The organism is Chryseobacterium sp. AG844, from assembly GCF_003182335.1.
GTDB lineage: Bacteria > Bacteroidota > Bacteroidia > Flavobacteriales > Weeksellaceae > Chryseobacterium > Chryseobacterium cupriresistens.
In genome coordinates, this window is record NZ_QGTV01000002.1 from 352,612 (window position 1) to 364,491 (window position 11,880).

9 protein-coding genes are annotated in these 11,880 nt (G+C 36.4%); 2 read left to right on the forward strand and 7 right to left on the reverse strand.

What is annotated here, in order from left to right; genetic code table 11:
* Positions 1–22: 22 nt before the first annotated feature.
* The 6 genes from DEU40_RS03725 to recJ all read right to left on the reverse strand — a co-directional run bounded on the left by DEU40_RS03725 (position 23) and on the right by recJ (position 8,660).
* On the reverse strand, positions 23–883 hold the full coding sequence (locus tag DEU40_RS03725) for an alpha/beta hydrolase (protein ID WP_110008573.1): 861 nt from the start codon (positions 881–883) through the stop codon (positions 23–25).
* Positions 884–962: 79 nt separating this feature from the next.
* Complete coding sequence (locus DEU40_RS03730; RefSeq protein ID WP_110008574.1) at positions 963–3,221, reverse strand: TonB-dependent receptor domain-containing protein; 2,259 nt, start codon at positions 3,219–3,221, stop codon at positions 963–965.
* A gap of 46 nt (positions 3,222–3,267) precedes the next feature.
* On the reverse strand, positions 3,268–5,529 hold the full coding sequence (locus DEU40_RS03735) for an outer membrane beta-barrel family protein (protein WP_110008575.1): 2,262 nt from the start codon (positions 5,527–5,529) through the stop codon (positions 3,268–3,270).
* Positions 5,530–5,903: 374 nt separating this feature from the next.
* Positions 5,904–6,242, reverse strand: coding sequence for a DUF3817 domain-containing protein (locus DEU40_RS03740; protein WP_110008576.1), 339 nt, complete (start codon positions 6,240–6,242; stop codon positions 5,904–5,906).
* An 81-nt stretch (positions 6,243–6,323) separates the two neighbouring features.
* Complete coding sequence (gene nadD, locus DEU40_RS03745) at positions 6,324–6,908, reverse strand: nicotinate (nicotinamide) nucleotide adenylyltransferase (protein WP_110008577.1); 585 nt, start codon at positions 6,906–6,908, stop codon at positions 6,324–6,326.
* A 39-nt stretch (positions 6,909–6,947) separates the two neighbouring features.
* Positions 6,948–8,660, reverse strand: a complete 1,713-nt coding sequence (gene recJ, locus DEU40_RS03750; protein WP_110008578.1) for a single-stranded-DNA-specific exonuclease RecJ — start codon at positions 8,658–8,660, stop codon at positions 6,948–6,950.
* 110 nt (positions 8,661–8,770) lie between these two features.
* On the opposite strand from recJ, the gene DEU40_RS03755 reads away from it, so the two are divergent.
* A complete protein-coding gene (locus DEU40_RS03755) occupies positions 8,771–9,583 on the forward strand; it encodes a M48 family metallopeptidase (protein WP_110008623.1) in 813 nt (270 codons plus the stop codon).
* A 79-nt stretch (positions 9,584–9,662) separates the two neighbouring features.
* On the opposite strand, the gene DEU40_RS03760 is transcribed toward DEU40_RS03755, so the two are convergent.
* On the reverse strand, positions 9,663–11,285 hold the full coding sequence (locus tag DEU40_RS03760; protein ID WP_110008579.1) for an ABC-F family ATP-binding cassette domain-containing protein: 1,623 nt from the start codon (positions 11,283–11,285) through the stop codon (positions 9,663–9,665).
* 121 nt (positions 11,286–11,406) lie between these two features.
* Here DEU40_RS03760 and smpB point away from each other — a divergent pair, with 121 nt between their 5' ends.
* A complete protein-coding gene (gene smpB / locus DEU40_RS03765) occupies positions 11,407–11,865 on the forward strand; it encodes an SsrA-binding protein SmpB (RefSeq protein WP_110008624.1) in 459 nt (152 codons plus the stop codon).
* Positions 11,866–11,880 lie beyond the last annotated feature (15 nt).

Genomic DNA, 11,880 nt, shown 5'->3' on the forward strand with positions numbered 1-11,880 from the left:
CGTTTTGAAATGTCAGGACGTGTTATTTTTTGTGTGTTTTTTGGAGAAATGTTTCTATTTTATTGATAAGGAATTGATCATTTGGATGTTTATCCCAGTCCAGATGTCCTCCATTAAATTGATAAGATTCATGGATAACATGGTTGGCAGTCAATGCTGAATCCAGCCTTTTTTCCTGTGTAGACGGAATTACACGGTCCAAACTTCCATAATAAGATAAAGTAGGAGGGGAATCGTTTTTTATCCATTTCACAGGACTGGCAAAACCTATCTTTGATATTCCGGTTTGAATTATTTCAGGGGCCACAAGTCTGCTTTCTACAAAAGAATACTCCTGATAGTTTTTAAATCCCGGATCAGACAGATCTGCAGGACCCACAATATTAATTACAGCTTTTACTTTTTTATCCGCATCAAACTTGTAGGCATACAACATCGATAAATGGCCTCCGGCGCTGTTGCCTGATAAAATCACATTGGGATTGTAGCCCAGTTTATTTTTTAATAATTCAGTTACCTTTTTAATATCATTAGTTTGATTTGGAAGTCCAAAGTTCGTAACTGAAGCAAGTCTGTAGTTCATATTAACGAAAATATGATCAGGAAATTTCTGCATCATAGAGAGTGTGAAAAAGGTGAGCTGTGATTTATCTCCAGCCCTCCAGCCTCCACCATGAATCATAATAAAAATATCCTTTTCTTTATTCGTTCGTGCAGATGGAATATAAAGATCCATAACCTGCTCTGGATTGTTTCCATAGTGAATATTTTCCTCCTTATCAAAGTGGATATCTTTGCCAAGTTTTATCTTTTTTTCTTTGCAAGCTGTCCATAGAAAAAAGAGGCTGAGGGATATCAAAATAATTTTTATATCTTTTTTCATAATGATTAAATATATAAAATCCGCTGAAAAGAATCAGCGGATACCGTAAGAATAATTAAATATGAAGAAAGATAATTCTCTATCTTGTTCTGCTTTTGATGGCATCTGATGCCCCTTCGATGTCTCTCACCTTTTTCACTTTCTGATTTCCGAAATTGTAGGTAAGGCTTACGATTAAACTTCTGTTGTAACGGTTTTGGTGGATATAATTATAATTTCCGTTCTCCTGAAAGTCTTCAATTTTAACAATATTAGTATTCAGTACATCATTTACATTCACTGCAAAAGTCCAGTCGTTCCACATTTTTTTAAGACTGAGATCCATACTCATTAAGTTTTTCAGTGAACCAAGCTCAATCTGCTGTTTGTCAACAAAGAAATAATTAAGTCCGAAGAACCATGTTTTCTTTTTATCAAGACGGATGGTATTATTGGTCTGGATCAGAAGACTGGTAGAATTGGTTTTATTGGTGTAGGTAATAAAGTTTCCATTAGGCCCTTTTTGATCTTTGAAGCGGTCTCCGGTTGTAGGATCAGTATCAAGACTTCCGTTGTTGATATTATGCTGCACTCCGATATTGAAATTGGTTGTCCAGTACTGTTTGAAAAACGACTTCTGGATACCTACCATGGCCGACATTTCCTGCTTATTTCCAAAGTTGGTTCTGATATATCGTAATGCAGGATTATCACCAATTTTACCATCAGGCGATACCGGATATCCCTGAAGCGGAACCTGTGTAATGACGTCCTGAATGTAAGAATGGTTTAAAATCAGGAAATACGAATTTCTGTACATATAGGTAAGTTCCTGATTGTAGTTGGAAGAGGCCTTTACAAACGGATCGTTCTGAGTATAATTGTCATCGGTCAGAATATTTTTGACCGGATTAAGTTCCCAGAAACTTGGCCTTCTCATTCTGCTTGAAAAGGAATAGGAAATATTGTTTTTGTCATTAATCGCGTAATTCAGACTTAGATAAGGAAGAATGTTTTTGTAATTTCTCTCAATTCTTCTAAGGGCTTCTGTGGGAGCGTTGTCAGACGTTCCAAGACTGTTGGTGATCTCGTATCTGGCACCTACTTTTCCTGAAAGCTTGTCGGAAATTTTTTTCTCAACGGTAAGATACATTCCGTAGATGTTTTCATCATAGATAAAATGGTTGGGTCTTGAATCCGGAGCTGTTACGGGATTAAATGAATAAGTGATGTTTTTAGAATCGTTATCTGTTTTAGTCTTGTTATAATTTCCACCGACGGAAACGGTAAGATCATTTTTAAACTTTTGATTATAATCCACCATTCCGGAGAAATTATTAATGATCTGCGGAAGGTCCTGAATAACTTGTTTTGTTCTTGCTCCTACCACTCTGTCAATATCCGAATTAAAGGTTTGGTTATCCGTGAACTGAAATCTTCTGTAGTTGAGATAAGCCGCATTTACATTCAGTTTACTGCCCAGAGAATCTGTTTTTAATTCATAGTTTAAATTCACAGAATTGTTATAAGATCGTGTATTCTCTCTGTTTTTAGACCACGTATATTCCGTATTCGTTTTTTTTATGGTATTAAATAAATCTACCGTTGAATTATAACTTTTATTGGCCCATGTATTCCATGATAAGGCAAGGTTGCTTTTGTCGTTCAGCTGGTAATCAATATTCAGATAACCTCCTATGTTTTTATTCGGATCGTCAATATCTCCGGTAGATTCGTTGGAAGTTGTTGAAGTTCCGTTTCTCAGGGTATAGGTTTGTGCTTCGATATTTTCACCGCCGCTAAGACTGGCACTTACTCCCAGTTTATCTTTTCTGTAATTGGCTGAGAAACTTGCCTGGCTTCCGTTATACTTATTGGTTGTGTTAGACATTCTCATGTTTCCATTGAGACCGTCACTCATTTTTTTCTTTAAAACGATATTGATGATTCCATCAGAAGATTCTACCTGATACTCGCTGCCGGGAACAGTAATCACTTCTATTTTCTGGATATTTTCAGCCGGAGTATTTTTCAGAAACTGAGCCAGTGACTCAGAGTCCATATTGCTTTTTCTTCCGTTGATATAGACCAGTGCATTGTTTTTTCCTGCTATTTTTAATGTTTTATCATCTGTAGAAGATAATAAAGGAGTTTGTTTTAAAAGGTCAAAGGTGGTGTTTCCTTTGGCAACTGGTGATGCTGCCACATCGTATACAAAACGGTCACTTTGCTTTTTGAAAACCTGCTTTGTGATGGTAACACCTTCTATGTTTTTTGTTTTTGCCGTATCAGATTTCTTCTCTTGTGCAAATGCACAGGTACCGAATACAATAGCCATTGACAAAATTATACGTTTCATGTTGTTTTTATTTAAGAGTGGATTTAGTGAAATAAGTGGTTATAGATTAGGTTCTTGATTTTACTGCATCATTAGCCGATTTCATTTCCCTTGCCTTTTTCAGTTTCTGATTTCCGAAATTATAAGTAACCCCTAGGCTCATCAACCTTGGATAATTGAAGTTGGTGATATTGTTAAATTTCCCATCGGGCTGTACGCCTCTAATGCTGTAGAAACTTTGATTGAATAAGTCACTCACTTCCGCTACAATAGTCCAGTCTCCTGCAATTTTTTTCAGACTGAAATCGAAACTTTGTCTTGCTCGGATCATACCTCCTTCCATGGCAGTCTGGCTGGCAAAGAAGTAATTCACTCCCAGAAACCAGTCTTTTTTAGAAGACAGTCTGATTACATTATTGATGGTTGCAGACATATTATAGTTTTTAACATCAATGATATAAGGATCCACTACTTCAGTTTCTCCCGGAACCTGCATGGAAGTAGGATCTTCAAATACTCCGCCTTTGTAGGTAACATATCCCAGATTGACAGAATAATTGGTTGTCCAGATGTCTTTGAACCAGGACTTGTTCATTCCTAGAGTCAGAGCAATTTCCCTGTTTTTACCATAATTGGTTCTGATGTATCTCAGAAATCTGGTAGTTTCCATAATTGGATTTCCTTTGATATCCTTGATGATTTTCCCGTCAGCATCTTTTTTAGGAGCTGTAACCGTTCCCTGCAATGGAATCAGGTCTGAAGCTGCAGCATCTTCCACCATATTAAAACTAAGATTGGCATAGAATGCATTTTTGTACATATAATTTAACTCCTGATTATAATATTTGGAAGCCAGTATAAATGGATTGTTCTGCGTATAATTGGTTGGAGTAAAGTAGGTTCTTGAAGGATTCAGTTCCCAGAATCTGGGTCTTCTGATTCTGCTGGAGAAAGTATAGCTCAGATTATGATCGGTATTGATGGCGTAGTTTAAATTCAGATAAGGCAGAAGGTTGTTGTAATTTCTTTCAAAACCTGTTTTATCTACAATATCCCCGGTGCTTCTGGTCATTTCGTAGCGGGCACCAATCTTTCCGGATATTTTCTCAGTCAGTTTTCTTTCATAGTTCAGGTAAATTCCAAGAATATTTTCTTTATAAATGAAGTGATTAGTTTGGTTGGGATCGATGATAAATTCCCCCTTTATTAGTTTATCCTGTTTGGTATCGTTATCTGTATTGGTGTGATTGTAGCTGATCCCCATTAACCATGTTGCGCCTTTTGCTGTCTTTTTCAGATAATCAATATTGGCTGCATAGTTGTTGATAATTTGGGGTACCGCCTGATGCAATGCAGAATATTTATTGATTGTATCATTCGTTAGAGGAAAACTCTCATTGAAGCTTACTTTATCTCTGTTGAACCACAGATAAGAAACGTTTGATGTAAGTTTACTTCCCAGAGAATCTGTTTTCATCTCATAATTTAAATTGAAAGAATGATTTCTGGTCTGTGCATCCTCGTTATTCACTGTTCTGTTGTTTAAGACTCCGTTTTGCCAGTTGGTAATATCCAGTACAGAATTGAAACTTTTATTGTATCTCATGTTGTAGGAAAATCCAAGACTGTGTTTTTTATTGATTTCATAATCAACATTGAAGCCTCCACCAAAATTTTTGTTAGGATCATCATTGAAGCCAAAGGATTCATTTTTGAAAGTAGGATCACCGTTGGACAGCGTATATCTTTGTCTGTCTGTCCAGCTTCCCGTTCTGAAATTGGAATTACCAGACCATTTACCTTGTCTGAAATTAAAAGAAGCTCCTGCATTAGGGTTATTGTAATAAGCCTGCTCGTTCTGCATTTTCAGCGTTCCGTTGTAGCCGTTGTTTTTGCTTTTTTTCATCACAATATTGATCACCCCTTCTTTGGATTCAACCTGGAATTCACTTCCTGGAACTGTAATCACTTCTATTTTCTGGATATCCTCAGAGGGAGTAGACTTCAGCATTTCAATCAACGCCTCAGAATCCATATTGGTTTTTTTGTTGTTGATGTAAATGATTGCATCATTTTTTCCCAAAATCTTCAGCGTCTTTCCGTCAATGCTGGAAATCATCGGTGTTTGTTTCAAAAGAGTAAAGGTGTTGGTCCCTTTAGCAATAGATGAAGAAGCTACATCGTATACCAAACGGTCACCTTGCTTTTTGAAAACCTGCTTCTTGAGAGTCACTGCATCAATAGCATTGACTTTCAAACTGTCTTTTTTCTGCTGGGCAGTGATAAGTCCACCGAAAAATAGTGCTGCAATAAGAATTTGAGTCTTCATGATTATTCTTTTTTAATTAATAGCTTGTATGGTTTGTTATTCAACATTACAAAGATATATAATAAATTTAGTATTATGCAATACAAAGTACTTAAAAATATTTTTGAATCATCGCAATTGATTGATTGTCAGTTGGTAAAAATTTAGTTTAAAATATTGATTGCTTAACCTTTCTGTATAATAAGACAAATAAATGATGCTAAATGTTACATCGATGAAAGAAATTATGAAGGATTTTTTTAAAAAATGGATAATTAATACCTGGAATTTATCCCCATGGTCCAGGAATTATGTTTCACACAAAGGTATCTGCGAAACGGGCTGTAATATCCATAAAATAAAAAAGGACCGAAAAGGTCCTTTTATAATATTGTTTATTCTCTGTCGAATCGGGCCAGCTTTTTATCTACCCAAACCGTTGCAAAGGGGAAGAATGCAGATAATAAGGCAAAAACAAAATCTTCATCATCCCAATTATAAATTTTTCTGGCAGGAAGGCAGAGTAAAAGGTAAAGGGTAAAAAATAAACCATGTAAACTACCAATAACACTGATGAAGATGATAGAATATAAATTTTCATCGTATCGTATCCAGATCATCGCAACACCATACAACAAAAGACATGAAATGGCCTCCGCAAGACAAATCTGCTTAAACCATCTGATGATTTTTTCCTGAGAATATTTTGAGAATATTTTTTCGATGAAGTTCATTTCTTAAGATTGTGGTGAGGGTTAAAAGGTAAGAGTCTTTCTCCAGGCTTGGTTTTAGCCTCTCATTTCTGATTTACAAAATTACTTATAAAAACTACTACCATCCAAATATTCAAAAACTTCTGGTGGCAGCATAGGTCTTACATTTTTACCATCCTTTATCATATTACGGATTTCCGTAGCTGAAAGCTCTATTATGGGTGCTTTTACCAGAGAGATATTTTCATGCTGTAAATATTCAGGATCTTTTTTCTCGCCTTCAAATACTCTTGGGTAAACAATAATATGATGATTTTTGATCAGGATATCAGCATTTTTCCATTTGTGAAGGCTCTTTAGATTATCCTCTCCCATGATCAGACTGAAAGAATAATCAGGGTATTTCTCATGCAGATACGTTAAGGTATCAATAGTATAACTTGGTTTCGGAAGAGAAAACTCCACATTGGAAGCTCTCATATTGGGGTAATTCTTTACTGCCAGTTGTACCATATCAAGTCTGTTATGGTCATTCAGTAAAGACTTTTTGTCCTTAAATGGGTTTTGCGGGCTTACCACAAACCAAAGCTCATCCATATCAGAATTTTCCAGAATATAATTGGCCAGAATAAGATGCCCGATATGAATAGGATTAAATGATCCGAAAAATAAACCGATTTTTTTCATTTGTTCAGGTGGCAGGTAGAAGATTATAGGTAATAGTAATTAATCCCTGAATTTTACATCCTTGATATTAAGATAATGAGTGACATTGCCTTTCCAGTGATTCTCTTCCAGGGTAAAAGCAAGATCAAAGTTTTTATTTTTAAAATCGTCAACAAACTGTCCCAGTTTGAATCCGACACATTCAATATTTCGTCCCGTAGATTCCTGCTTGATATAAAACTTCAGGTGATTATTATCTTTTCCCATGGTTTTTACATATCCGGAAAGCTTCTGATTGGTTAATGTAAAAATAGGCTTCATATTATGAGGCCCGAATGGCGCCAGTTTTCTGTGGAAATTGATAAACTCTCTGTTGATTTCGTCAATTCTTATTTCCGTATCAATCGTAATAGAAGGTTCCTTTTGGTGCTCCTGGATTTTTTCAGAAACAATTCTTTCAAATTTTTCCTTGAAGGCATCAAACTTATCTTTTTCCATCGAAAGTCCGGCAGCAGCATGATGGCCTCCGAATTTAAGGAAATATTCAGAGCACATATCAAGAGCTTCATGTACATCGAAATCAGAAACAGACCTTGCAGAAGCTACCATTTCTCCGTTATTACCATCGGTAAATACAAGTGTAGGTTTATAATACGTTTCGATAAGTCTTGAGGCTACAATACCAATCACTCCTTTATTCCATTCCGGGTGATAAACGATAGTAGTATGCTTGGTTTCCTGCTGGGATTCTATAATCTGATTCAGAGCGGAAAGAGTGGAATTCATATCCAGTTCACGCCTTTCATCGTTGAGGTTCATGATATCATTCACAATCTGGTTGGCATGTTTCAGATTGTCGGAAACCATAAGCTCTACAGCTGCTTTACCATGAGAAATTCTTCCGGCAGCATTAATTTTGGGAGCTATTTCAAAAACGATATTGGAAATTTCGAAATGAGAAAGTTTGTCCTCAGGAATCAATAACCTTAAACCAAGATTTCTGGTTTTCCTCAGGGTTTTTAATCCCATTTTAGCCAAGACCCTGTTTTCTCCCGTCATCGAAACAATATCTGCTGCAATGGAAATGGCGAGAAGATCTGTAAGTTCAAATAATTCTGCCTCCGGTAATTTATAAATCGTATTCAGTCCCTGGCAAAGCTTAAAGCCAACACCGCATCCGGAAAGTTCTTTGAAAGGATATCGGCAGTCACTTCTTTTAGGATCAAGCACCGCTGCAGCGTTTGGAATCTCTTCACCCGGAAGGTGATGATCGCAGATAATAAAATCTATACCCAGATTGCTGGCATAGTTGATCATATCAAGTGCCTTGATTCCACAGTCTAGAGCAATGATTAATGAGAAACCATTTTCTTTGGCGAAATCAATTCCTTCCGTGGAAATTCCATATCCTTCAGAATTTCTGTCCGGGATATAATAATCTAAATATTTTTTCTCAACAATTTTGCTGAGATACAGGTACATTAAAGCAACCGCTGTGGTTCCGTCCACATCATAGTCACCATATACCAATATTTTTTCACCGTTTTCAATGGCGGTAGCAATACGCTCTACAGCTTTTTGCATATCTGCCATTAAAAAAGGGTTGTGGATATCGTTAAGGTTCGGTTTGAAGAATTCTCTGGCCTTTTGATAATTGTCAATTCCCCTAAGAACGAGGATTTTAGATTCAAAAGTACCAAAACCAAGTGACGAACTTAGTCTGTCCACAACTTCCTCATCGGGTTCAGGCTTGTAAATCCATTTTTGACTCATTTCACAAAAATAAGGAAAAAAAATAGCATTCAGGGAAGAACTGAAACGAAGTTTTGACTTAATAATTGTTAAAAAAAGACTATCTTCGTGCTCCAAATTTTTAAATGACTATGAAAAAAATTACTCTATGCTTCCTGTTACTGGGAACAGCATGTTCGATCAACGCACAGAAAATTAATCTTGGCAAAGCAGCCGGAATGGTTTCAAATGGTGCAAAAGCCTTAACATTTACCAACGAAGATGCTATTAAATTATCCAAAGAATCAGTAGAATGGATGGATAAAAATAATCCTGTAGCAGGACCGAAGGATCCTTACACTGTGAGACTGAACAGGCTGTTTGGAAAACACAAATCTCAGGATGGTCTGAACCTTAATTATAAAGTTTATAAAGTAAAAGATATCAACGCGTTTGCCTGTGCAGACGGGAGTGTACGTGTGTTCTCTTCTTTAATGGATATTATGACTGATAATGAACTGCTTGCCGTAATCGGACATGAGATCGGGCACGTAAAGAATCAGGATACCAAAGATGCTATGAAATCAGCTTATCTGAAGGCAGCTGCATTAGATGCCGCTTCCTCAGCTTCGTCAGATGTAGCTGCGCTAAATGATAGTCAGGTAGGGAAGATGGCAAATGCATTTTTAGATGCTTCGCACAGCAAAAAGCAGGAATCTGAAGCAGATACTTATTCATATGATTTCATGAAAGCCAATAAGTATGATGTGGTAGGAGCATATACAGCTTTTAAAAAGTTAGCCTTACTTTCACAGGGAAGTACACAGACTAATTTTGAAAAAATGTTCAATTCTCACCCCGATAGCAACAAGAGAGCTGAATCTATCAAAAAGAAAGCAGAGAAAGAAGGCTTATGGAAAGATCCGGGAACGGTTACTTTACCTGCTGCAAAATTGACGAAATAAATATTATTTATTGTTTAAACGAAAACACCTCAAAGCACTGCTTTGAGGTGTTTTTATATAGATTTTAATGTTGTTCAGATTAAGAATACATTTTCTCTCTTAATTCTTTTACTTTTTTATCCGCAAGATACTCGTCGTAAGTCATTTCTCTGTCGATAATTCCGGAAGGAGTCAATTCGATGATTCTGTTACAGACTGTTGAAAGCATTTCGTGGTCATGAGATGCCAGTAAAAGATTTCCTTTGAAGTTGGATAAAGAGTTGTTCAAGGTTGTGATACTTTCAAGGTCTAAGTGGTTGGTAGGTTCATCCAATAAAAGAACATTTGCTTTTTGAAGCATCATTCTACTGAACATACATCTCATTTTTTCACCTCCTGAAAGTACTTTACAAGATTTCAAAGCTTCATCTCCTGAGAATAGCATTCTTCCTAAGAATCCTCTTACGAATTCTTCGTGGCGCTCTTCGTCATTTTTTGTAAACTGTCTCAACCAGTCAACCAGGCTTAGGTCTTCCTGGAAGAAGTTGGTGTTATCCAAAGGCATGTGAGACTGGTTGGTTGTTACTCCCCATGCAACAGTTCCTTTGTCTGCTTCTACATTTCCAGCAAGAATTTCGAAGAATTCTGTGATAGCTAAAGAGTTTTTAGAAAGTACTGCTACTTTATCTCCTTTCTTAAGGTTCAGATCAACATTAGAGAATAATAATTCCCCGTCTTTGGTTTTTTCAAGACCTTTTACATCTAAAATCTGATCTCCGGCTTCTCTTTCCATTTCGAAAATAATAGCAGGATATCTTCTTGAAGAAGGCTTGATATCGTCAATATTTAATTTGTCGATCATTTTCTTTCTTGCAGTAGCCTGTTTTGCTTTAGCAACGTTGGAACTGAATCGTGCAATAAAGTCCTGAAGTTCTTTTTTCTTCTCTTCAGCTTTCTTGTTGGCCTGAGCTCTTTGTCTTGTTGCCAATTGAGAAGCCTGGTACCAGAAAGAGTAGTTACCTGTATAAAGGTTAAGTTTAGAATAATCAAGGTCACCGATGTGCGTACAAACAGTATCAAGGAAGTGACGGTCGTGAGATACAACGATTACCGTGTTTTCATAATCTGCAAGGAAGTCTTCCAGCCATGAGATCGTGTCGATATCAAGGTCATTGGTAGGCTCATCCAGAATCAATACATCAGGGTTTCCGAAAAGGGCCTGAGCCAAAAGAACTTTTACTTTGTCTTTGTTCTCAAGTTCACTCATCAGCTGCCAGTGCATATCATCAGAAATACCTACGTTAGAGAGCATAGTCTGAGCATCAGATTCTGCAGTCCAGCCACCCATTTCGTCATAAATTACACCTAGTTCACCGGCTTTAATACCGTCTTCGTCAGAGAAATCTTCTTTTGCGTATAACGCATCCATTTCCTCTTTTATCTCAAATAATTTCTTATTACCTCTTAAAACAGCTTCAAGAACTGTAAACTGATCATAAGCAAAGTGATCCTGTTCCAAAACTGACATTCTTTTCCCTGGCTCCAGAGATACATGTCCTGTTGTAGGATCCTGCTTTCCTGTTAGTATTTTCAGGAATGTAGACTTTCCCGCACCGTTTGCTCCGATGATTCCGTAGCAGTTTCCTTTGGTAAACATAATATTTACCTCGTCAAAAAGAACTCTTTTCCCGAATTGTAAAGATAAGTTAGATACTGTTAACATATAGTTTTGTAAATTTGGCGCAAAAATACGAAAAGAATTTGGGTATTTTGTAATAATATAATAGTCAAGTTTTTAAATGTACGGTATTTTTTATATATTTCATTAACGAAATTTTAAAATGATGAAGATTGAGAAAACAGTTAACATAGTAAACAAAAGAGCCCGTTTTGAATATGAAATTCTTGAAGAATATGAAGCCGGAATGGTTTTAACGGGTACCGAAATAAAATCTTTACGTTCATCCAAAGCATCTATCACAGAATCGTTCTGTCAGTTTATTGATGGGGAATTGTACATCATCAACATGATGATTGATGAGTACAAATTGGGAACTTTTTACAACCACAAAACAAAAAGGGAACGGAAATTGCTCTTGCACAAAAAAGAATTACAAAAACTTGAAAAAAAGTTAAAGGATGCCGGGAACACCATAATACCTTTAAAATTATATATCACTGATAGAGGGAAAGCAAAGGTGCTCATAGCGCTTGGTAGAGGGAAAAAACTTTTCGATAAAAGAGAGGCGATAAAAGATAGAGAAAATAAACGGAACCTCGACAGAATATTAAAGAAAAGTTAAAAATCATTTGAAAAA

Excerpts from the sequence above, each read along its gene's own strand:
- DEU40_RS03725 (WP_110008573.1), bottom strand. The coding sequence starts at position 883 with ATGAAAAAAGATATAAAAATTATTTTGATATCCCTCAGCCTCTTTTTT.
- DEU40_RS03730 (WP_110008574.1), bottom strand. The coding sequence starts at position 3,221 with ATGAAACGTATAATTTTGTCAATGGCTATTGTATTCGGTACCTGTGCA.
- DEU40_RS03735 (WP_110008575.1), bottom strand. The coding sequence starts at position 5,529 with ATGAAGACTCAAATTCTTATTGCAGCACTATTTTTCGGTGGACTTATC.
- DEU40_RS03740 (WP_110008576.1), bottom strand. The coding sequence starts at position 6,242 with ATGAACTTCATCGAAAAAATATTCTCAAAATATTCTCAGGAAAAAATC.
- nadD (WP_110008577.1), bottom strand. The coding sequence starts at position 6,908 with ATGAAAAAAATCGGTTTATTTTTCGGATCATTTAATCCTATTCATATC.
- recJ (WP_110008578.1), bottom strand. The coding sequence starts at position 8,660 with ATGAGTCAAAAATGGATTTACAAGCCTGAACCCGATGAGGAAGTTGTG.
- DEU40_RS03755 (WP_110008623.1), top strand. The coding sequence starts at position 8,771 with ATGAAAAAAATTACTCTATGCTTCCTGTTACTGGGAACAGCATGTTCG.
- DEU40_RS03760 (WP_110008579.1), bottom strand. The coding sequence starts at position 11,285 with ATGTTAACAGTATCTAACTTATCTTTACAATTCGGGAAAAGAGTTCTT.
- smpB (WP_110008624.1), top strand. The coding sequence starts at position 11,407 with ATGAAGATTGAGAAAACAGTTAACATAGTAAACAAAAGAGCCCGTTTT.